Source organism: Streptomyces sp. NPDC056600 (assembly GCF_042792855.1).
In the GTDB taxonomy this organism is placed as follows: Bacteria; Actinomycetota; Actinomycetes; order Streptomycetales; family Streptomycetaceae; genus Streptomyces.
Genome location: NZ_JBHTVQ010000048.1, coordinates 25,528 through 46,609 on the forward strand (window position 1 = coordinate 25,528; position 21,082 = coordinate 46,609).

19 protein-coding genes are annotated in these 21,082 nt (G+C 72.2%); 15 read left to right on the forward strand and 4 right to left on the reverse strand.

What is annotated here, in order from left to right; translation table 11 throughout:
• Positions 1–74 precede the first annotated feature (74 nt).
• Entirely contained in the window at positions 75–2,171 is a 2,097-nt protein-coding gene (locus ACFRAV_RS22635) for a PhoX family protein (protein ID WP_382558077.1), read from the forward strand.
• Between the two features lie 27 nt (positions 2,172–2,198).
• Here the strand turns inward: ACFRAV_RS22635 and ACFRAV_RS22640 are convergent, their stop codons facing one another.
• Positions 2,199–3,248, reverse strand: a complete 1,050-nt coding sequence (locus ACFRAV_RS22640) for an endonuclease/exonuclease/phosphatase family protein (protein ID WP_382558078.1) — start codon at positions 3,246–3,248, stop codon at positions 2,199–2,201.
• A gap of 23 nt (positions 3,249–3,271) precedes the next feature.
• Positions 3,272–3,643 carry an ADP-ribosylation/crystallin J1 gene (locus ACFRAV_RS22645; protein ID WP_382558079.1) on the reverse strand — a complete coding sequence of 124 codons (372 nt, stop codon included), beginning with the start codon at positions 3,641–3,643 and terminating at the stop codon, positions 3,272–3,274.
• Positions 3,644–3,896: 253 nt separating this feature from the next.
• On the opposite strand from ACFRAV_RS22645, the gene ACFRAV_RS22650 reads away from it, so the two are divergent.
• The 11 genes from ACFRAV_RS22650 to ACFRAV_RS22700 all read left to right on the forward strand — a co-directional run bounded on the left by ACFRAV_RS22650 (position 3,897) and on the right by ACFRAV_RS22700 (position 15,551).
• A complete protein-coding gene (locus ACFRAV_RS22650) occupies positions 3,897–5,717 on the forward strand; it encodes an acyl-CoA dehydrogenase (protein ID WP_382558080.1) in 1,821 nt (606 codons plus the stop codon).
• A 197-nt stretch (positions 5,718–5,914) separates the two neighbouring features.
• Positions 5,915–6,424, forward strand: coding sequence for a SigE family RNA polymerase sigma factor (locus tag ACFRAV_RS22655; RefSeq protein ID WP_382558081.1), 510 nt, complete (start codon positions 5,915–5,917; stop codon positions 6,422–6,424).
• 65 nt (positions 6,425–6,489) lie between these two features.
• Positions 6,490–7,371 carry a hypothetical protein gene (locus tag ACFRAV_RS22660; protein WP_382558082.1) on the forward strand — a complete coding sequence of 294 codons (882 nt, stop codon included), beginning with the start codon at positions 6,490–6,492 and terminating at the stop codon, positions 7,369–7,371.
• Positions 7,372–7,611: 240 nt separating this feature from the next.
• On the forward strand, positions 7,612–8,025 hold the full coding sequence (locus ACFRAV_RS22665) for a peptidase inhibitor family I36 protein (protein ID WP_382558083.1): 414 nt from the start codon (positions 7,612–7,614) through the stop codon (positions 8,023–8,025).
• A 248-nt stretch (positions 8,026–8,273) separates the two neighbouring features.
• The gene (locus ACFRAV_RS22670; RefSeq protein ID WP_382558084.1) at positions 8,274–9,071 is read left to right on the forward strand and encodes a hypothetical protein; all 798 of its coding nucleotides are present in this window, start codon (positions 8,274–8,276) and stop codon (positions 9,069–9,071) included.
• A gap of 48 nt (positions 9,072–9,119) precedes the next feature.
• A complete protein-coding gene (locus ACFRAV_RS22675) occupies positions 9,120–10,073 on the forward strand; it encodes a hypothetical protein (protein WP_382558085.1) in 954 nt (317 codons plus the stop codon).
• A complete protein-coding gene (locus ACFRAV_RS22680) occupies positions 10,073–11,791 on the forward strand; it encodes a peptidoglycan-binding protein (protein WP_382558086.1) in 1,719 nt (572 codons plus the stop codon). Before ACFRAV_RS22675 ends, ACFRAV_RS22680 begins: the two co-directional genes overlap by 1 nt.
• Positions 11,792–11,814: 23 nt before the next feature.
• Entirely contained in the window at positions 11,815–12,552 is a 738-nt protein-coding gene (locus ACFRAV_RS22685; protein ID WP_382558087.1) for an ABC transporter ATP-binding protein, read from the forward strand.
• Positions 12,549–13,841, forward strand: a complete 1,293-nt coding sequence (locus tag ACFRAV_RS22690) for an ABC transporter permease (RefSeq protein WP_382558088.1) — start codon at positions 12,549–12,551, stop codon at positions 13,839–13,841. The genes ACFRAV_RS22685 and ACFRAV_RS22690 overlap by 4 nt, the downstream gene beginning before the upstream one ends.
• A 112-nt stretch (positions 13,842–13,953) precedes the next feature.
• Positions 13,954–15,249, forward strand: coding sequence for a M18 family aminopeptidase (locus ACFRAV_RS22695; RefSeq protein ID WP_382558089.1), 1,296 nt, complete (start codon positions 13,954–13,956; stop codon positions 15,247–15,249).
• An 80-nt stretch (positions 15,250–15,329) separates the two neighbouring features.
• Complete coding sequence (locus ACFRAV_RS22700) at positions 15,330–15,551, forward strand: DUF6458 family protein (RefSeq protein WP_382558090.1); 222 nt, start codon at positions 15,330–15,332, stop codon at positions 15,549–15,551.
• Between the two features lie 33 nt (positions 15,552–15,584).
• On the opposite strand, the gene ACFRAV_RS22705 is transcribed toward ACFRAV_RS22700, so the two are convergent.
• A complete protein-coding gene (locus tag ACFRAV_RS22705; RefSeq protein WP_382558091.1) occupies positions 15,585–17,408 on the reverse strand; it encodes a thioredoxin-like domain-containing protein in 1,824 nt (607 codons plus the stop codon).
• A gap of 48 nt (positions 17,409–17,456) precedes the next feature.
• The gene (locus ACFRAV_RS22710) at positions 17,457–17,708 is read right to left on the reverse strand and encodes a GntR family transcriptional regulator (protein WP_382558092.1); all 252 of its coding nucleotides are present in this window, start codon (positions 17,706–17,708) and stop codon (positions 17,457–17,459) included.
• 112 nt (positions 17,709–17,820) lie between these two features.
• On the opposite strand from ACFRAV_RS22710, the gene ACFRAV_RS22715 reads away from it, so the two are divergent.
• The 3 genes from ACFRAV_RS22715 to ACFRAV_RS22725 all read left to right on the forward strand — a co-directional run bounded on the left by ACFRAV_RS22715 (position 17,821) and on the right by ACFRAV_RS22725 (position 21,045).
• Positions 17,821–18,099 (forward strand): hypothetical protein, encoded by a 279-nt coding sequence (locus ACFRAV_RS22715; protein WP_382558093.1) that lies wholly within the window; start codon positions 17,821–17,823, stop codon positions 18,097–18,099.
• A 57-nt stretch (positions 18,100–18,156) separates the two neighbouring features.
• A complete protein-coding gene (locus ACFRAV_RS22720) occupies positions 18,157–18,660 on the forward strand; it encodes an LURP-one-related/scramblase family protein (RefSeq protein WP_382558094.1) in 504 nt (167 codons plus the stop codon).
• A gap of 222 nt (positions 18,661–18,882) precedes the next feature.
• Positions 18,883–21,045, forward strand: a complete 2,163-nt coding sequence (locus ACFRAV_RS22725; RefSeq protein WP_382558095.1) for an Ig-like domain repeat protein — start codon at positions 18,883–18,885, stop codon at positions 21,043–21,045.
• The last annotated feature ends 37 nt before the right edge of the window (positions 21,046–21,082 follow it).

Genomic DNA, 21,082 nt, shown 5'->3' on the forward strand with positions numbered 1-21,082 from the left:
CCCGCACGATCCGTTCCCGCACGTCTTCCTCCCTAGCGTCACGCCCACACCTAGGGCACAAGGGGAGAAACGAAGTGCGCAAACCGCTGCCGCTCATCGGAACGCCGTCCGCCGCTCACCCCGGCGGCCGGTCCGCCCTGACCTGTCGTTTCCGGTGCGGTGACGCCTGTTTCCACGCGGTCCCGAACACCAGCGACAACGAGTACATCGGCGACATCGTGGCCGGCGCCGTCAGCCGCCGCTCGGTGATGCGCGCCGCCGCCGTGGTGACGGTCGCCGCCGCGGCCGGCGCCACCACGGCCCTGGGCGCCGAGCCCGCGCAGGCCACGCCCGCCACCGGGGCCGGTCAGGGCCGCCACCCTGGGAGCCCCGGGAGGCCCGGAAAGGCGGAGGGCGCCCGCGGCCTGCGCTTCACGCCGGTCGCGCCGAACACCGCGGACCAGGTCACCGTCCCCGACGGCTACGGCCAGAACGTGGTGATCCGCTGGGGCGAACCGATCCTGCGCGGCGCCCCGGAGTTCGACCCGGAGCACCAGAGTGCCGCCGCCCAGGCCGGCCAGTTCGGCTACAACAACGACTTCCTGGCGCTGCTCCCGCTACGGGGCGAGCCGCACCGTCAGATCCTCGTCGCCAACCACGAGTACACCGACGAGATCCTGATGTTCCGCGACTACGACGCCGCGAACCCGACCCCCGCCCAGGTGGAGATCGCCTGGGCGGCACACGGCCTGTCCGCCGTGGTCGTCGAGGAAGACCGTCGCACCGGCGCGCTGCGCCCGGTCCGCCGTCACCACCTCAACCGCCGTGTCACCGCCACCACCGAGTTCCGGCTCACCGGTCCCGCGGCCGGCTCGGACCTGCTGAAGACCTCCGCCGACCCGACCGGCCGCACGGTCCTCGGCACCCTCAACAACTGCGCGGGCGGCACCACCCCGTGGGGCACCACACTGCACGGCGAGGAGAACTTCAACCAGTACTTCGCCAACGCCTCGCGCCCCACCGACGCCCGGTACGGCATCGGCACCGGCGCCACCGAGCGCAAGTGGGAGCGTTTCGACAAGCGCTTCGACGTCGCCCAGGAGCCCAACGAGGTCCACCGCTTCGGCTGGGTCGTCGAGTTCGACCCCACCGACCCGGACTCGACTCCGCGCAAGCACACCGCGCTGGGCCGTTTCAAGCACGAGGCCGCGACCGTGCGTCTCACCGACGACGGCCGCCCGGTGATCTACTCCGGCGACGACGAGCGCTTCGACTACGTCTACAAGTTCGTCGGCTCGAAGCGGATGGCGAAGGGCACCTCCCGTGCGGCCCGCGAGCACAACCTGACGCTGCTGGACGAGGGGACGCTGTACGTCGCCCGGTTCACCGGCGACTCCCCGGCCGCCGAGTTCGACGGCACCGGCAAGCTGCCCTCCGACGGCGAGTTCGACGGCGGCGGCACGTGGGTCCCGCTGGCCACCGCCACCGCCAGGGGCGCCGTCTCGCACGTCGACGGCATGACCGCCGAGGAGGTGTTCGTCTTCACCCGCATAGCGGCCGACAAGCGGCAGGCCACCAAGATGGACCGCCCCGAGGACGTCGAGCCCAACCCGCGCACCGGCAAGGTGTACATCGCGCTCACCAACAACACCGACCGCGGCAAGACCAACAAGCCCGGTGCGGACGAGGCCAACCCGCGCAACCTCAACAAGCACGGCCAGGTCCTGGAGCTCACCGAGTCCCGCAACCGCGCCGACGCCCTCACCTTCGCCTGGAAGCTGTTCCTGGTCGCGGGCGACCCGACGGACCCGGCGACCTACTTCGCCGGCTTCCCCAAGGAGAAGGTCAGCCCCATCTCCTGCCCGGACAACGTGGCGTTCGACCCGCACGGCAACCTGTGGATCTCCACCGACGGCAACGCGCTCGGCAACCACGACGGCCTGTTCGGCGTGGCCACCACGGGCGAGCGGCGCGGTGAGCTCAAGCAGTTCCTGACCATGCCGAAGGGCGCGGAGACCTGCGGTCCGGTCGTCCAGGACCGGCGGGTCCTGGTGTCGGTGCAGCACCCGGGCGAGATCGCCGGGGCCGACGTCGCCCACCCGGCCTCGCAGTGGCCCGACGGTCCGGGCACCTACGTCCGGCCCTCCGTGGTCGCCGTGTGGCGGAAGGACGGCGAGGACATCGGTGTCTGACGCCGGGCAGGACCCGGCGGAGGAGAACTAACGACGGAGGGCGAGGGTCACCAGCAGGGCCCGGTGGTCCGAGCCCTCCATCTCCAGGAAGCGCGCGTCCCGGGCGGCGAACCCGGCGGAGACCAGCACATGGTCGATCTGGACGCCCGGGGCCGGCCCGCCCGTCACCGGCCAGCTGGTCGCGCGGGCGGCGCCGGCCAGGGCGGCCGCGTCCGCGAGGTCCCCGTCGTCCAGCAGGCGGCGGAAGGCGGCGTGGTCGCGGGAGGCGTTGAAGTCGCCGGCGAGGATCACGGGGGTGTCCTCGGCGGCGGCTCCGCCCTCCCGGGCCGCGGGCCCGCGGGCACCCTGCGCCCGGGCCCAGCGGCGCAGGCCGTCCAGCTCCGTGCGCCAGGCGGCGAGCCGCCCCGGGGTCGGGGGAGAGGGGTGGGCCAGTTGGAGCCGCACCCGGTGGCCGTCCGCCTCGACGAAGGCGCCCGGCTGCCCCATCTCCGCCGGGACGCCCGCGGCCGGCGTCAGGGGCCGCCGCGAGAGGATCACCGACCCGGCCGGGCCCCGTGCCTCCACCGCGTGGTGGTGCGGATGGGTGGCGGCGAGGGCGCCGGCCAGCTCCCGCACGCAGGCGGGGTCGCACTCCTGGACGAAGACCAGGTCCGGCTCCTCACGCCGGACGAGGTCCACCAGGGCGTCGGCGGCCTGCCCGAACTGCAGGTTGGCGGTCAGCACCCGCAGCTCGGCCGAGGGAGCCCCCTCGGCCGCCGGAACCCCCTCGGCGGCGCGGACCGCGCCGGGCGCGGCCGTGTACCAGGCCAGGAGCGCGGTCAGCCCCGCTCCCCAGACGGCCAGGGCCGGACGCCGGGCGGGCAGCGCGCACAGCAGTCCCAGACCGGCCGGGACCAGCAACCAGGGCAGGAACGCGAGCAGTTGCGGCACCGGGGTGGGGCCGTCGGCGTCGGCGACCCGGAACGCCGTCACGGCGGAGGTCCCCGCCAGGAGCGCCGCGCAGCCCCAGGTGGCGACGGTACGTCCGGCGCCCCGGCGTCCGCCGCCGGGCTCCTGCTGCTGCTTCACGGCGGCCACGCGTCCATCGTGCCGCACCCGGCTCACCGCGGGGCGTGGAACTCCCGCACGACCTCGATGCGCCCGACGATGTGGCGGTTGAACTCGTCCAGCTCCTCGGCCGGCACCCAGAGCTCCAGGATGGTCTCGCCGCCGGCCTGACGGACCGGGTAGCGGGCCAGGAAGTCGCTCTCCACCTCGAAGCGGGTCACGTAGCCCGATCCGGAGGCAGGCACGTTCCAGTCCCGGGCGATGCGGACGGCGTAGTCCTCGTTGAGCACCGGGTAGAAGATCGGCTGCTCCGGCAGCCGCGGCGGCCAGGCACGGTGACCGGACGCCGCGACCAGCGCCAGCTCCTCCGGGCCCACGGGGCGCCAGAGGGTCGTGGTGCTCGTCGTCCTCTTCGTCGCGGTCATGCGGCGACGACAGGCGGGGGCGGAGCGTGCGGGCCACGCGATTTCCCGGCGGCGCAGGCCGACCCGCGGGCTACCGCCGGTAACAGCCCGGAGACCCAACACCCCCTCCACCAGGCACGATGCCGCCAGGGCGGGAGTGTTCGGTCACAGATGGCCCATGCGGGGTTGCGGCTTATTACCGACGGGTAGCATCATCGTTGTTACCTGCCGGTAGACCGCCGGAACCGCCACCTGATCCCTTACGGAGCCGTCGATGGGGCACTACAAGTCGAACCTCCGCGACATCGAGTTCAACCTCTTCGAGGTCCTCGGGCGCGACAAGCTGTACGGCACCGGCCCGTTCGCGGAGATGGACGTCGACACCGCTCGCAGCATCCTCGAAGAGGTAGCCCGCCTCTCGGAGAACGAGCTGGCCGAGTCCTTCGCCGACGCGGACCGCAACCCCCCGGTGTTCGACCCCACCACCAACACCGCGCCCGTTCCGGCGTCCTTCCGGAAGAGCTACCAGGCCTTCATGGACTCCGAGTACTGGCGCCTCGGCCTGCCCGAGGCGATCGGCGGCACCCCGGCGCCGCGCTCCCTCATCTGGTCGTACGCGGAGCTGCTGCTCGGCTCGAACCCGGCCATCTGGATGTACGCCTCCGGTCCGGCCTTCGCCGGCGTCCTGTACGACGAGGGCAACGAGGTCCAGAAGAAGATCGCGGAGATCGCCGTCGAGCGTCAGTGGGGCGCCACCATGGTGCTCACCGAGCCCGACGCGGGCTCCGACGTCGGCGCCGGCCGCACCAAGGCGGTCCAGCAGGAGGACGGCTCCTGGCACATCGAGGGCGTCAAGCGCTTCATCACGTCCGGTGAGCACGACATGTCGGAGAACATCCTCCACTACGTGCTCGCGCGCCCCGAGGGCGCCGGCCCCGGCACCAAGGGCCTGTCCCTCTTCCTCGTCCCGAAGTACGAGTTCGACTTCGAGACCGGTGAGCTGGGCGAGCGCAACGGCGTCTACGCCACCAACGTCGAGCACAAGATGGGTCTCAAGGCCTCGAACACCTGCGAGATGACCTTCGGCGACCAGCACCCCGCCAAGGGCTGGCTGGTCGGCGACAAGCACGACGGCATCCGCCAGATGTTCCTCATCATCGAGTTCGCCCGCATGATGGTCGGCACGAAGGCGATCTCCACCCTCTCCACCGGCTACCTCAACGCGCTGGAGTACGCCAAGGAGCGCGTCCAGGGCAACGACCTGGCCGGCGGCAAGGGCTCCCCGAAGGTCACCATCACCCACCACCCCGACGTCCGCCGCTCCCTGCTCACGCAGAAGGCGTACGCCGAGGGCATGCGCGCCCTGGTGACGTACACCGCCTCCGTCCAGGACGCCATCCAGGTCAAGGAGGCGAACGGCGAGGACGCCTCCGCCGAGCAGGCCCTCAACGACCTGCTGCTCCCGATCGTCAAGGGCTACGGCTCCGAGAAGGGCTACGAGCAGCTGGCGCAGTCCCTGCAGACCTTCGGCGGCTCCGGCTTCCTCCAGGAGTACCCGATCGAGCAGTACATCCGGGACTCCAAGATCGACACCCTCTACGAGGGCACCACGGCGATCCAGGGCCAGGACTTCTTCTTCCGGAAGATCGTCCGCACCGGCGGCGCCCCGCTCACCGCGATCGCCGAGGAGATCAAGTCCTTCATCGGCCAGAACATCGGCGGCGAGGACCTGGCCGCCTCCCGCGAGCAGCTCGGCCGCGCGGCCGGTGAGCTCGAGGCGATCGTCGGCCAGCTGCTGAACGACCTGATGGCCTCCCAGGAGGACGTCAAGAACATCTACAAGGTCGGCCTCAACACCACCGGGCTGCTGATGGCCGCCGGTGACGTGATCGTCGGCTACCTGCTGCTCAAGGGCGCGGCCGTGGCCGTCGAGAAGCTGCAGACCGCCACCGGCAAGGACGTCGCGTTCTACACCGGCAAGATCGCGGCCGCGAAGTTCTTCGCGAAGACCGTGCTGCCGGGCGTCACCCTCGCCCGCAAGGTCGCCCAGAGCGTCGACCTGGACATCATGGAGCTGCCCGAAGAGGCCTTCTGATCCGGCTGACGCCTCCCGGCCCGACGGCCTGTGCCCCCGCCCTCCGGCGGGGGCACAGGCCGTTTCGCCTGTCCGTGTCCCGCGTCGTCCCGCGTCCCCGGACCCCCGGAAAAAAATTTCCCGGACCCCTGCGACACACCCGTACCGCCGAAGCGTCATACGGGTGAGGAGCTGAACCGAGGGAAGGGCGGGGACGAGTGCGGACTGCCGGTGCGCTCGACGACTTCCAGGCCTTCGCCCGTGCCGTGACGCCGCGGCTGTTCCGCTCCGCCCTGCTGATGTGCGGCGACTGGCACCTCGCGGAGGACCTGGTGCAGACCGCCCTCGGCAAGGTCTACGCCGCCTGGTCGCGGGTCCGCCGGGCGGAGAGCCCGCACGCCTACGCCCACACCGTCCTGATGCGCACCTACATCTCCCACAAGCGACTGCGCCGTTCCTCGGAACAGCCGGTGGCGGTGCTGCCCGAGGAGGAGGCGGCGGAGGAGGGCGACGGCGCACTGCGCGTCACCCTCGTCGCCGCCCTCGGCAAGCTCCAGAAGCGGGACCGCGCGGTCGTGGTCCTCCGCTACTGGGAGGACCGCAGCGTCCAGGAGACGTCGTCGATGCTCGGGATGAGCCAGAGCACCGTCCGCAACCGCAGCAGCCGTGCGCTGGCGAAGCTGCGCAAGCTGATCGGCGAGGAACAGGGGTCCACGGCGATGGTCTGACTCCGCGGCGTCCCGCCTCACCCCATGACCGAACGCCGATCCGCCACCGGAAAGGACGGTGCACCATGCGGCACGACCCGACCCCGCAGGACGACCTGCGCTTCGGCGGCGAACTCTCCCGCGACATCACCGCCGCCCTGGAGGGCATCCCCCTGCGCACAGATCACCTGGTGTCCGGCGCGATCACCAGGGGGAACCACATCCGGCGCCGCAGGCGGGTCGCCGCCTGGAGCACCGCCTGCGTCGCCGCGGCCGCGCTGACCTGCGCCTCGCTCGTCCTGGCCCTGCCAGGGGACCCGGACCGGCCGGCCACCGTCGCCCTGCCGCCGGGGCCCGCGGGCCCCGGCGCCTCGGCGCCCGTCGGCAAGGAGCCCGTCACCGGGGCCGCCGCGGCCGCGCTGCTGGCGGAACTCCTCCCCGGCCGGCCCGAGGTGGCCGAGTTCTCCGGCACGGACAGCGTGCCCCACCACCCGGTCGTCCAGGTCCGCGGCCAGGTCACCCTGGCCGGCGGGGGGAAGGTCACCGTCTGGCTGCAGGCGGGCCTCGCCGGCACCGGGGAGCCGCAGGACCCCGCCGCCTCCGACCCCGCCCGGGGTCGCGGCAAGGACTCCGGCGGCAGGAGCCGGCAGCCGGACCCGGGGAAGGCGACCGGGGACGAACTCGCCGAGCGTCAGGCCTGCCCGGACCAGGACGACGACCGGTGCCGTTCCTCCAGCCTGAGCGACGGCTCGGTCCTGCTGAGCCGTGAGAACCGCTCCGGCGAGTACGCGGCGGACGTCCTGCGCCCCGACGGCATCCGCGTGGTCGTCGTCGCCACAGGAACCGAACTGGCGCCGGAGCAGCTCCGGTCGGTCGCCACCAGCCCGCGCTGGGAGCTGTGGGTGGACCCCTCCGTGAACAAGCATTCGAATCGGGCCAATGTTGACCGCCCTCGGAGCGCGTCTTGATCAACACGGGTGCCCCCCTCCCTTATCGGGAGGAACCAAACATTCCCGCAAGAGACGATCTTCGCTCGCTGTATTCACCGTGGCCCGAATTCGCCGTCAAGATCAACGGCATCAGGACAAATGGCCGGCAGGCTTTTGGATCTCCCTCGGTAGCGTGGATGTCGGCCTCGGGAAACACGGCGGAAACGCCCATTCCCGGTGTCGACACCTGTCAGTCGAGAAACCGAGGAAGAGACTTTCATGACCAAGCGCTTCAGCGCGGTTCTGCTCGCCGCGGTCACGACCGCCGCCGGCCTGGGCCTGGCCCTCTCCACCCCGGCCGCGGCCGCGGACCGGGACGGCTCCTGCAACACCGGCGAGCTCTGCTACTACTTCAACACCGGCTACGCGGGCTCGCGGTCGGACTTCTTCTACAACGACGCCAACCTGGCCGACAACACCTACCTGAGCACCGGGAACGGCAAGGGGCAGGTCGTCAAGAACAACGCCGCCGGCGGCTTCAACTTCGAGACGTACCTGCACGTCAGCATCTGGTACAACAGCAACTTCAACAACGGCACCTACACGGGCCGTTCGGACACCCTGCCCGCCGGTACCGGCGACGGCCAGTTCGACAACGTCTACAACGAGAACGCCTCGCACAGCTTCTGGTAGACCGAACTCCGGATCCGAGGAAGAGGGTGCCCGCCGAAAGGCGGGCACCCGTCCCTCTCCCCACCTCCATGAGCGGAACGATGCACTCTTTCGCCAAGCAGGGCCTCGCGCCCTTGTTGTTGCTGACCGCCTGCGCATTTCTCACCTCCTGTTCGAGTGGAACCGGAACGGAAAAGGAAGCCGGGAATTCCCCTTCCGCCTCCGCCTCGGTGTCGAAAGAGGAATTACGCATTCCCGCCCCCTTGAAAATGCCGATCGACCGGTACCGGCTCGACAACGGCGAGCTCGCCGAACTCCGCGCCGCGGAGCAGCTGCTCGTCAACGAATGTCTCGCCGATCTCGGCGCGGACTACCGCTCGCCCCACACCGACGTGACCGAGCCGTCGCCCGAGGCCCCCTACGGCGTCACCGTCGAGGCGTGGGCCCGCGACCACGGCTACCGGCTTCCCCCGGGCCTGGCGGCCTCCCCGGGGCCGGACGCGGAGCAACAGCAGCCGGACGACACGGCGCTGACGCTCATCACGGGGGGAACGGCCTACGAGGAGGACGGCTCCCCCATGCCGTACGCGGACGTCCCGAAGACCACCGAGTACAAGGGGCGCCCGGTCCCCGAGGGCGGCTGTCTGGGCGAGGCCCGGCGCACCCTGGCCGAGCGTGACGACAACCGCGACCTGACACCGGTCACCAGGGACATCTACGCCGAGGCCTACCGGGACTCCCAGAAGGACCCGAAGGTGGTCGCGGTCTTCGCCGCCTGGTCCGCGTGCATGAAGGAGAAGGGCTTCTCCTACCGGAGCCCGCTCGAGCCGCCCAACGACAAGTCCTTCCCCCGCGACCCGCCGGCCGACGACGCCGAGAAGCGCACCGCGGTCGCCGACGTGGCCTGCAAGGAGCGGACCGGTCTCGTCGCCGTCTGGCACAAGGCCGAGAGCGCCGCCGAGCGGGCCCTCATGGCACGGCACACCTCCGAGCTGGAGGCGGCCGGGAAGGACCGCGAGACCCGGCTGGCCAACGCCCGTGAGGTCCTCGCGCGGCACAAGGGCTGACCACACCCGCACCCACCGACCGTCCATCCCCGTATCCGGAGAACAGACATGAAGCTCAGCTCCGCCCACCGCACCGCGCTGCGCTGCGCCCTGCCGGCCCTCCTGCTGACGGCGGTCACCGCCTGCGGCGCCTCCGACGAGGACGGCGCGTCGAAGGGCAAGGGCGCCTCCGCCGCGCAGGCCGGAAACGGCACCACGTCCCAGGCGCTGCCGCTGGCCGCCTACTCCGAGCTGTCCGAGGACGACAGCCGCACCATCCGCCGGGCCTCGGACCTGCTGATGCAGCAGTGCATGGAGAAGTACGGCTTCACCGACACCGCCGCCGCGGGCGACGAGACCGGGACCGAGAAGCCGGTGCGGGACTCCGACTACCGGATGCTGCCGTCCGACCACGCCTCGGCGTACGGCTACCACCCCAAGGGCGGCGGGACGGTCGCGACCGACCGCGGCGACGGCAAGGCGGGCTCGGACGCCGAGAACGCCGTGCGCCTGGGCACCGGCGCCGCCACGGTCAACGGCAAGGCGGTGCCGAAGGGCGGCTGCAAGGGCGAGGTCGACCGCAAGCTGTCCGACGGTCTGCCCGACGTGAACGACGCCGGCGGCAAGGTGGACGAGGTCGTCCGCGCCACCACGCAGCAGGCGGAGTCCGACCAGGCCCTCACCAAGGCCGTCCAGAAGTGGGGCTCCTGCATGAAGGAGCAGGGCTTCGTCTTCGCCCACCCGCGGGAGGCCGCGGGCCGCTTCCTGGGCAAGGGCACGGCCAAGGCGTCCAAGCCGTCCGAGGGCGCCCGGGTCTCCGCCGTCGCGACCGACGAGGAGAAGCAGGTCGCCGTCGCGGACAGCTCCTGCAACAAGAAGGCGGCCCTGGAGCAGGCCTGGCTCAAGGTGATCGTGCCCCTCCAGCAGGAGGCCATCGACCAGCACGCCGAGGAGTTCGAGGTCATGGCCGAGTGGAACAAGGGCTACCTCGCCAACGCCAAGAGCGCGCTCGAGAGCAACTGATGACGGGGCGCGGACCCTTCGGGGGCTTCGGCAGACGCAAGGACACCTCCGGCCCGGGGGAGGAGCCCTTCCTCGAGGACACGGCGGTCCTCGCGACGGAGGAGCCCGCACCGGCTCCGGCGGCGGCCGGGGACGACGACCCCGCGGGCGGCGCCGCGCCGAGCGGTGCGGCCCGCGGCCGCCGGTGGCTGATCGCCGTGACGGCCGGCGCGGTCGCCCTCACCGGCACCGGGCTGGGCGCCTCCATGCTGATCAAGTCACCGGCCCAGGCGGCCGCCGAGTCGAAGGCGCCGCCCGCGGACGTGCTGACCGCCCCGGCCGAACGCAAGGTGCTCACCACGTCCGTGATCCTGCGCGGCACCGTGGTCGCGGAACAGAGCGTGGACGTCACCCCCTCGGCCGTCGGCGGCGAGGACGGGGGCGGCGGCGCGCCGACCGTGACCAAGACCCCGCTGAAGGCGGGGGCGAAGATCTCCCCCGGCAGGGTGCTGATCGAGGTCTCCGGCCGCCCGGTGATCGCGCTCAAGGGTGACCTGCCGGTGTACCGCGACCTCAAGCCGGGCTCCGAGGGCGCCGACGTCGTCCAGTTGCAGAAGGCGCTGGCCGGACTCGGTCACGGCACCTCGCCGGACCCGTCCGGCACCTACGGATCCGGCACCAAGGCCGCCGTCACCGCCCTCTACGGCTCCCTCGGCTACGACCCGGTACCGGCGGGCGGCGAGGACGACACCGAGGTGGAGGCCGCCGAGGACCAGGTGAAGTCGCTGGAGCGCGCGGTGGCCGACGCGCAGGACGCCCTGGACGACGCGGAGGACGCCGCGCAGGCGGGCGCCGGCGACGCCACCGCGGGTTCCGGGAACGGCAGCGGCGACGCGGACGGGGAAGGGGACGAGGCGTCGGACGGCACGGCGGCCCAGAGCCCCGCCCCGAACGCCCCCGGCGCGAGCGGCGGAGGGAGCGCGAGCGGCGGCGACGCGCAGAACGGACTGGAGGGCCCCCGCAAGAACCTGGCCCGCGCCCAGGAGGACCTGGCGGAGGCCCGCACCGACCTCGCCGAGGCGCAGGCGGCGTCCGGCGCCATGCTGCCGTCCTCCGAGGTCGTCTTCCTGAAGTCCTTCCCGGCGCGCGTCGCGAGCCTCTCGGCCTCGGTCGGCACCGAGGTGTCGGGCCCGGTGATGAAGGTGTCCTCGGGCGAACTCGTCGTCCAGGGCTACCTCCAGGCACACCAGCAGGGCCTGGTGAAGTCCGGCATGAAGACCGACATCCTCTCCGAGATCACCGGTACCGCCGCCAAGGGCACCGTGCAGTCGGTGGCCGACTCCCCGTCCGCCGAGCAGGCCGCCGGCACCGCCGAACAGGGCGACCAGGGGACCCAGCCGGCCGGCAGGTCCGGCTTCCTCATGGTCGTCCGGCCCGGCAAGGCCCTCCCCGGCGACCTCGCCGGCCAGGACGTCCGGCTCACCGTGCAGGCCGCCTCGACCGACGGTCCCGTGCTCAGCGTGCCGGTGACCTCGGTGGCCTCCGGCACCGACGGCAGGACCCTGGTCACCGTCGTCGACGGGACAGGCGCCCAACGGCGGGTGCCCGTGCGGACCGGCGCGAGCGGCGACGGCTACGTGCAGGTCACACCGGAGGACAAGGGCACGCTCACCGAAGGGGACAAGGTGCTCACCGGCGTACGGCGGGCCGCCGGCACGGACGCCGGAGGGGCGCCGTGACCGGACCGGACGGTGCCGCCGCCGTGACCCGATCGGACGGTACCGCCGCCGTGGCCGGACCGGACGGTGCCGCCGGGCGGCCACCGGTGATCGAGTTCCGCCAGGTGGCCCGCACCTACCCCGGGCCACCGCCGGTCGAGGCGTTCCGCCCGTGCGACCTGACCATCCGGCACGGGGACTTCGTGACCGTCGTCGGCCCCTCGGGCTCCGGCAAGTCCACCTTCCTCAACCTCGCCGGACTGCTGGACGCCCCCACCGCGGGCGCCTACCTGCTGGACGGCATCGACACCGGCTCGTTGAAGGACGCCGACCGCACCGCGCTGCGCGGCCGCCGCATCGGCTTCGTGTTCCAGTCCTTCCACCTGATGCCCCACCGCAGCGCCCTGGAGAACGTCGCCCTGGCCATGGTCTACCGGGCCACCCCGCGGCGGGAGAGGACGCGACGGGCCCGTGAGGCGCTGCGCCGCGTCGGCCTCGGCCACCGCGTCGACGCGCTCCCGTCCCGGATGTCCGGCGGCGAACGGCAGCGCGTCGCCATCGCCAGGGCCCTGGTGGGCCGCCCGTCGCTGCTGCTCTGCGACGAGCCCACCGGAAACCTCGACACCGCCAACGCGCAGACCGTGCTGCGCCTGCTGGAGGAACTGCACCACGAGGGCATGACCATCGTGCTGATCACCCACGACCAGGAGGTCGCGGCGCGCGGCCGGCGCACCGTCGCCATCCGCGACGGGGTGCTGCGGGAGGAGGCGATGGCCGGATGAACCCGTTCGGCAGGCTCTCGCCGCGCTGTTCACCGCGCCGCCCCGGCCGCCGGGGCGCCCCTCCGGCCCCCGGCGCGCCTCTCGTCGAGTCCTCCCGGTTCGCCCTGCGGGACCTGCTGGGCGAGGCGCTGGCCGGGATGCTGCAGCGCCCCGGCCGGTCCGGTCTCACCGCCCTCGGCACCGTCCTGGGCGTGGGCACCTTCGTCGCCGTGCTCGGCCTGACGGCCACCGCGTCCTCGCAGATCGACGAGCGGTTCAACCTGCTGACCGCCACCGAGGTCACCGTCGAGGACGTCGCCCGGGACAAGGACGAATTCGCCGGCCCCTCCTTCCCCGAGGACGCCGGCGAGCGGATCGAGAAGCTCGCCGGGGTGAGACACGCGGGCGTCCACTGGAAGGTGCAGCCTCCCGACGGCGCCCCGGCCGTGCGCTCCTCCCCGGTGGGCGACGGCTCGGACCAGCCCGTCGACGTGGTGGCGGCCTCGCCCGGAGTCCTCGGCGCGGCGGTGGCCCACCTCCAGGAAGGCAGGGCCTACGACGCCTTCCACGCCGGCAGCCGGCAGCGGGTCGCGGTCGTCGGCAGCGCCGTCGCCGGCCGGCTGGGCATCACCACGCTGGAGACCCGGCCCGCGCTGTTCATCGGCGACCAGCCGTTCACCGTCATCGGCATCGTCGACGACGTGGAACGCAAGTCGGACCTCCTGACCGCGGTGCTCGTCCCCGACACCGTCGCCCGGGAACTGTGGGGGCCGTCGGCCAAGGCCGAGATGCTGATCTCCACCAAGGTCGGAGCCGCCCGGCAGATCGCCGAGGAGGCGCCCGTCGCGCTGCGTCCCGACCATCCCGAGTACCTGAAGTCCGTTCCGCCGCCGGACCCGAAACTGCTGCGCACCTCCGTCACCTCCGACCTGAACCAGCTGTTCCTGCTGCTCGCCGCGATCTGCCTGGTCATCGGCGCGGTCGGCATCGCCAACACCACGCTGGTCGCCGTCCTGGAACGGACCGGCGAGATCGGCCTGCGCCGTGCCCTCGGCGCCAGGGGACGGCACGTCACCAGCCAGTTCCTCGCCGAGTCCGGCGTCCTGGGCACCCTGGGCGGGCTCGTCGGCACCAGCGTCGGAACGGTCGCGGTGGTCGGCGTGGCGATCGCCCGGGACTGGACACCGGTCATCCACCCCGGCACGGTCGCCGCCGCCCCGGTCATCGGCCTGGTGACCGGCGTCGTCGCCGGCATCTACCCGGCCTGGCGGGCCGCCAGGATCGAACCGGTGGAGGCGCTGCGCCGGTGACGGCCGCCGCGGCCCGGCGGCCATCACCCCCCGCGGGGCGGGACCGCCCGGGCCGCCCGGTCGCCCGGTGGGCGCCGAAGCCCACGGACCGCCGCACTCTAGGCTGGCTCCCATGAGCGCACCCGTCCGCTTCGACCGCGGCCACACCGACGACCTGATGACCTACCTGGCGGCCTCCCCGTCGCCGTACCACGCCGTGGCCAACGCCGCCGCGAAGCTCCGGGAGGCCGGGTTCCGCGAGCTGTCGGAGACGGACGCCTGGGACGCCTCGGCCGGCGGCCGTTACGTGATCCGCGGCGGCGCGCTGATCGCCTGGTTCGTGCCCGAGGGCGCGGCCCCGCACACCCCGTTCCGCATCGTCGGCGCGCACACCGACTCCCCCAACCTCCGCGTCAAGCCGCTGCCCGACACCGGTTCCCAGGGCTGGCGGCAGGTCGCGGTCGAGATCTACGGCGGCCCGCTGCTCAACTCCTGGCTCGACCGCGACCTGGGCCTGGCCGGCCGGCTGACCCTGCGCGACGGCAGCACCCGCCTGGTGAACGTCGACCGTCCGCTGCTGCGCGTCCCGCAGCTCGCCATCCACATGGACCGCTCCGTCCACACCGACGGACTCAAGCTGGACCAGCAGCGCCACATGCAGCCCGTCTGGGGCCTGGGCGACGACGTCGCCGAGGGCGACCTGATCGCCTTCGTGGAGGACGAGGCCGGCCTGGAGCGCGGCTCGGTCGCCGGCTGGGACCTGATGACCCACTCCGTGGAGGCCCCCGCCTACCTGGGCCGCGACCGCGAACTGCTGGCCGGGCCGCGGATGGACAACCTGCTCTCGGTGCACGCCGGCACCGCCGCGCTGGCCGCCGTGGCCGCCGTCGACGACCTGCCGTACATCCCGGTGCTCGCCGCCTTCGACCACGAGGAGACCGGCTCGCAGTCCGACACCGGCGCCGACGGCCCGCTGCTCGGCACCGTGCTGGAGCGCTCCGTGCTGGCCCGCGGCGGCTCCCTGGAGGACCGGGCCCGCGCCCTCGCCGGCACCGTCTGCCTCTCCTCCGACACCGGCCACTCCGTGCACCCCAACTACGCGGAGCGGCACGACCCGACGCACCACCCGCGCGCCGGCGGCGGCCCCATCCTCAAGGTGAACGTCAACAACCGCTACGCGACCGACGGTTCGGGCCGCGCGGTGTTCGTCGACGCCTGCGAGCGGGCCGGAGTGCCGTTCCAGTCCTTCGTGTCCAACAACTCGATGCCCTGCGGCACCACCATCGGCCCGATCACCGCGGCCCGCCACGGCATCCGCACCGTCGACATCGGCGTGGCCATCCTGTCCATGCACAGCGCCCGCGAACTGTGCGCCGCCGACGACCCGTTCCTCCTCGCGGGCGCGCTGGCCGCGTTCCTCCAGGGATAGCGGAACCCTTGTGACACATGGGCGGCAGCCGCCCGGGTATCCGGGGTTGACGAAGAATCCTCACGAAGGAGACACACGTCATGGGACTGGGTGGCTGCATCGTCCTGATAGCGGTGGGAGCGATTCTCACCTTCGCCACCGACTGGGAGATGAGCGGCGTCAACGTCGACCTGGTCGGCATCATCCTGATGCTCGTCGGCCTGATCGGCGTGGCGACGTTCACCAGCATCGCGCGGCGCCGTCGCGTGGTCATGCCGCCGGCGGCCCCGGTCATCGAGGAGGAGCCCCGTCGCCCGTACTGACGGGGACCGGGACTCCTCCCCGGCGACGCGTGGTTACGCGTCCATCCCGGCGAGCACCAGCGGCAGGCGGGTCGCCCCGTCGGCCGTGAGGCGGACCGGGACGCCCCAGTCCTGCTGGTGCACGTGGCAGGCGGGGTACTCGTTCGCCGGATCGTCGTCGCACGAGGCGGCCATCGCGGAGACGTGGAGCACGCCCTCCGCCACCGCGGGGTTCAGCTCCAGCGCACGGCTCAGATCGGTGTCCGCGCCCTCGCCCGCGAGCAACAGCTCCGGCGGGGTCGAGGAGACCAGCAGCCGGGTCGACGGCCCGTACCGGGTGTCCAGCTTCTGACCCGCGGGAGCCTGGAAGATCACGTCGAGCTCCAGCCTGCCCGGGGCCACCTCGGTCGCCGCACGCCGCGTGCGGTGCGCGACCGACTCCACCCGTACCGCCTCCTCCGGCAGCCGCAGCCGGGTCAGCCGGTGCCGGGCCGACTCGACGACCACGATGTCCCCGCCGACCAGCACCGCGTCGCTGGGCTCGCGCAGATCCGTGGCGAGCGTGGCGACCTCGCCGGTGGCGGGGTCGAAGCGGCGCAGCGCGTGGTTGTACGTGTCGCTGACCGCGACCGAGCCGTCGGGCAGCGGGGTGACGCCCAGCGGGTGCTGAAGCAGCGCCTGCCCCGCCTCGCCGTCACGGTGGCCGAAGTCGAAGAGGCCGGTGCCGACCGCGGTGTGCACCGCGCCGTCACCGTCCACCCAGCGCAGCGCGCTGGTCTCGGAGTCCGCGAGCCACAGCCGCTCGCCGTCCGTGGACACCGCGAGTCCCGAGGGCTGCGCGAACCACGCCTCCCGGCCCGGGCCGTCGACCAGGCCCTCGTTGGTCGTGCCGGCGGTCACCTCGACCGTGCCGGCCGCCGGGTCCCACGCCCACAGCTGGTGGACGCCGGCCATCGCGATCCACACCTTGCCCCGCCAGTGGGCGACGTCCCACGGTGAGGAGAGGCTGACCTCGCGGGCCGCGCCCGAGGTCGGCTCCCCCTGCATCCACTGCCGGCCCGTGCCGGCCACCGTGGTGACCTCGCCGGTGGCCAGGTCCAGGCGGCGCAGCGCGTGGTTCACGGTGTCCGCGACCACCACGGTCGTGTCGTCCAGCAGCGCGAGGCCCTGCGGCTCGCTGAACAGGGCGGTGTCCGGACCGCCGTCGGCCAGACCGCGGCCGCCTCCGCCGATGCGGCGCACGACGCTCTCGCCGTCCGCTTCGAGCTCCACCAGCTGGTGCCGGGTGGTGTCGCTGACCAGGAAGTTCCCGCTCGGCAGCAGCAGCGCCTTGCCGGGGAAGCGGAGGGTGGTCGGCTCCGGCTCCGGCGGCACGTACGGGCCGTCACCGCGGCGCAGGGTGCCCTTGGCCTCGTGCTCGGCCTCCAGCTCCTCCACCAGCTTCTCGATGGCGTGCGCGTGGCCCTCGCCGGCGTGCTGGGCGACGACGTAGCCCTCCGGGTCGATCACGACCAGCGTCGGCCAGGCCCGGACGGCGTACTGCTTCCAGGTCGCCAGCTCCGGGTCGTCCAGCACGGGGTGCTCCACGCCGTACCGCTCCACCGCGTCGACCACGGCCTGGTGCTCCGCCTCGTGGACGAACTTCGGCGAGTGCACGCCGATGATCACCAGGGTGTCCCGGTGCTTCTCCTCCAGCTCCCGCAGCTCGTCCAGGACGTGCAGGCAGTTCACGCAGCAGAAGGTCCAGAAATCGAGAACGACAACGCGTCCTCGCAGGTCGGAAAGGGTGTACTGCTTACCGCCCGTGTTCAGCCAGCCGCCCTTGCCGATCAGCTCGGGGGCGCGAACGCGGGCGCGACGGGGCGCGGAGTCGTTCATCCCTCAAGGGTGCCACGGGGGTGGACGGTGCCGGTGGGCACCGTCCCCTCACTTCCCCGGAGGCAGCGGATCGGCGACGAAGCTGCCCCGCGCAGGCCGCGTGACCACCAGCCCTGCGTCCCGCAGGAAGGCCAGCGCGCGGCGGACGGTCCCCGGGCCGACGCCGTAGTGGTGCGTCATCGCCAGCTCTCCCGGCAGACGCGTCCCCGGCGGGTACTCGCCCGACCTGATCTTGGCCTCCAGTATCGAGGCCAGCTGCTCGTAGACGTACTGGGGCGAGTCGGGATTGATCTTGTCCACACGGTGACCGTATGCGACCGTGCACCACTACGCATTACCCACCACCACTACCCACCACTACCTACCCCCGCCCTGTGTCGTTGTCACGGCGTACCGACGAGAGGAGCGCCCCGTGACGGACGAACCCACACCCCTGCGGCGGCTGCCGTGGACGGAGGACGGGAGGCCGGCGTTCCTGTCGGGGGACGACGGGCCCGTCTCGCGGCTCGCAGACGAGCTGGAGGACCAGCAGCTGGAGACCGCCGCCGTCGTGCTGGCCCTCGCCCGCGAGACGCTCGCCTCCGGCCGGACGACGCTGCTGGAGGCCACCTGGGTGAACCGCCGCCTCACCGAGTGCCTGCGCGACGCCCTGCACGTGGCCGAATCCCGCGGCGCGCGACTGGGACTGTGACCGCCGTTCGGTCTACCCACCGCGTCCCGAGCCCTCTCGTGGGGAACTCCATCACCCATGAGACTCGTGGTGCGCGAACGCTTGGTCGCCGTGGGCGACGACTACTGGATCGAGGACGAGAACGGCAACAAGGTCTACCTGGTCGACGGCAAGTCCATGCGGCTACGGGAGACCTTCGAGCTGAAGCACGGCCGGACGGACGAGGTGCTGCTCGGCATCCACCAGAAGATGGTGGCCCTCCGCGGCACGATGGTGATCGACCGGGACGGCGAGACGCTGGCCACCGTGCGCCGCAAGCGGCTCTCGCTGCTGCGGAACCACTACACGGTCACCATGGCCGACGGCACGGAGCTGAACGTCAGCGGCCGGATCGCGGACCGCGAGTTCGCCGTGGAGCACGAGGGCGAGCTCCTCGCGGTGATCTCCCGCCGCTGGCTGACCCTGCGCGACACCTACGGCATCGACATCGTGCGCGAGGACGCCGACGCCCCGCTCCTGGTCGCGGTGGCCATCAGCGTGATCCAGCTGGCGGAGAAGGACCGCGGGGGCGGCGACGACTAGACCTCCGGCGGTGGACTCCGCCTTTCGAGGAGGAGGTGTGACGAAGGCGAGGGGATTCACAGGAGAAACCCTGTTCTCCGTTGTCGCAGGCACGTCATATGCTGCCCTCGGCAGTCGCGCCCCGCGTGCAAGGCGCCCCGCTCGAAGGGCGGCCTCACGCGTGTGTTCTCGCGCGACCCTCGCGCCCGGCGATCACCGGGTTCCCTGGGGGGTACACCACCTGTGCGCAGGCGCAGCATCTCCACCGCGACGGCTCTGGCCGTCCTCTTCAGCTCGGCGGCACTGACCGTCACCGCGGCCGGCACCGCCTCGGCCGCCGCCTCCGTCACCACTCCCGGCGGCATGGTGGCCCACGCGGGCCTCCAGCGCGTCTTCGTCGCCGACCGCAGCGGCGGCACCATCACGGCCGCCGACTGGTCCGGCGGCCTCATCAAGAAGGTCTCCGGCCTTCCCGGGGTCACCGGTCTGGTGCTCTCCGACGACGGTTCCACCCTGTACGCCGCGGCCGAGGGCAGCCACGAGGTCGTGGCTCTCGACGCGGGCACGCTCGCGGTCACCGACCGCTGGACCATCGACACCACCGAGGGTCCGCGGGGCATCGCCTTCACCTCCGGGAAGGTCTGGTTCAGCTACGGCGACCAGTGGGACGGCAACCTGGGGTCGATCGACCCGGACTGGACGGCGCCGGTCGAGCCGACCGAACCGCCGGTCGAGCCCACGGAGCCTCCCGTCGAGCCCACCGAGCCTCCGGTCGAGCCGACCGAGCCTCCCGTCGAGCCGACCGAGCCTCCCGTCGAGCCGACCGAGCCTCCGGTCGAGCCCACGGAGCCTCCCGTCGAGCCCACCGAGCCTCCGACCGAGCCGACCGAGCCCGCCCTGACGGAGTTCTCCGCGGCCCTGGAGGAGGACGGCCAGGTCAGGATGGGTCTCCTCCCGTCCTCCCACTGGCACGACCCGGCCATCCTGGACACCGACCCGTCCTCCCCCGGCCTGCTCGCCATGGGCTCGACCTCCATCAGCAGCAGCCCCACCGCCGTCCTCGACGTCTCCTCCGGTACGCCGGTGACGTTGGCCAGCGGCAGCGGCAAGACGTTCGGCGAATTCCTCCGCGACGTGGACCTCGCGCCCGGAGGCGAGGTGCTGGTCGACGGCACCAGGCGTCTGACCTACGCGGGCGGCGTGTTCTCCGTCGCCGGCCAGTACCCGGTGGACACGCCTTACGGTGCCAGCGGGGACGTCAACGGGGACGGCACCGTCGCCTCCTTCGACCCCTACGGCGGCAGCACCGTCTCCGTCTTCGCCCCCAAGGGCACGAAGCCGCTGCGCACCCTCTCCGCCGGCGGCGGCCTGGCCGACGTCGAGTGGGCGCCGGACGGCTCCCGCCTCTTCGCCCTGGTCGGGTCGAACGGGACCTACACCCTGAAGGCCTTCAGCGGCCCGAAGCTCAACGTCCCGACCCTGACCGTCAGCGCCCCCTCCAAGGGCACGCGCGGCACGAAGCTCACCGTCACCGGCAAGATCACGGCGACGGTCCCGCTGCCGACCGGGGTGAAGCTGTCGGTCGCCCGCATCGACGTGGCCAGCCCCAGCGGCAAGGCGCTCGCGTCGGTGACGGCGAAGGCGGACGGCACGTTCAGCTTCACGGACACGCCGCCGGCCGGCGGTGACGTGGTCTACCGGGTCACCTACGCGGGCGACGCCACGCACACCTCGGTGGTCAAGTCGGACACCGTCGTCATCCCGCGCTCCTCGACCTCGCTGACCCTGAACAACAACGGCAAGGTCTACTCGTACGGCAAGGACGTCACGTTCACCGCCCACCTGGGCACGACGTACTCCAACCGCACGGTGGAGATCTGGGCCAACCCCTACGGCTCGGACAAGCCCAACACGCTGCTGAAGTCCGGCAAGGTCAACTCCAGCGGCAACATCTCCGCGGTCGTCGACATGAAGCGCGACACCACGGTGACCGCCGTGTTCAAGGGCGACGCCAAGTACGCGCCCAAGACGGTGACGTCGGTCGGCTACGCCAAGGTCAGCATCTCCAACAGCGTCTCCGGCCACTACAAGACCGGCTACGTCGGCTCGCACAACTACTACTGGTTCCGCAAGACCAAGGACGTGCTCGTCGGCACCACGATGAGCTACTACTCGGGTCGCGCGGCGCGCTACGAAGTGCAGATGTACTACAACGGCGCTTGGCGCAGTGGTGTCTCGGATTACTTCAAGCTGTCCAGCACCGGCAAGGTCACGGTGAACCTGGGCGCCTCCGGCCAGGCGGGCCTCAAGTTCCGCGTCCGGACCAGCTACATCAACGCCTCGTCCGGCGACAACGTCAACTCCACGACGTACGGCTCCTGGAAGTACCTGTACTTCACCAACTGACGCCCGTCACGCCACGACGCCGCGTCCCGGATCCCCG

Coding starts and splice junctions, on each gene's coding strand:
- ACFRAV_RS22645 (WP_382558079.1), bottom strand. CDS start 3,643: ATGACCGCGACGAAGAGGACGACGAGCACCACGACCCTCTGGCGCCCC.
- ACFRAV_RS22690 (WP_382558088.1), top strand. CDS start 12,549: ATGAACCCGTTCGGCAGGCTCTCGCCGCGCTGTTCACCGCGCCGCCCC.
- ACFRAV_RS22700 (WP_382558090.1), top strand. CDS start 15,330: ATGGGACTGGGTGGCTGCATCGTCCTGATAGCGGTGGGAGCGATTCTC.
- ACFRAV_RS22660 (WP_382558082.1), top strand. CDS start 6,490: ATGCGGCACGACCCGACCCCGCAGGACGACCTGCGCTTCGGCGGCGAA.
- ACFRAV_RS22670 (WP_382558084.1), top strand. CDS start 8,274: ATGCCGATCGACCGGTACCGGCTCGACAACGGCGAGCTCGCCGAACTC.
- ACFRAV_RS22695 (WP_382558089.1), top strand. CDS start 13,954: ATGAGCGCACCCGTCCGCTTCGACCGCGGCCACACCGACGACCTGATG.
- ACFRAV_RS22705 (WP_382558091.1), bottom strand. CDS start 17,408: ATGAACGACTCCGCGCCCCGTCGCGCCCGCGTTCGCGCCCCCGAGCTG.
- ACFRAV_RS22720 (WP_382558094.1), top strand. CDS start 18,157: ATGAGACTCGTGGTGCGCGAACGCTTGGTCGCCGTGGGCGACGACTAC.
- ACFRAV_RS22680 (WP_382558086.1), top strand. CDS start 10,073: ATGACGGGGCGCGGACCCTTCGGGGGCTTCGGCAGACGCAAGGACACC.
- ACFRAV_RS22675 (WP_382558085.1), top strand. CDS start 9,120: ATGAAGCTCAGCTCCGCCCACCGCACCGCGCTGCGCTGCGCCCTGCCG.
- ACFRAV_RS22665 (WP_382558083.1), top strand. CDS start 7,612: ATGACCAAGCGCTTCAGCGCGGTTCTGCTCGCCGCGGTCACGACCGCC.
- ACFRAV_RS22650 (WP_382558080.1), top strand. CDS start 3,897: ATGGGGCACTACAAGTCGAACCTCCGCGACATCGAGTTCAACCTCTTC.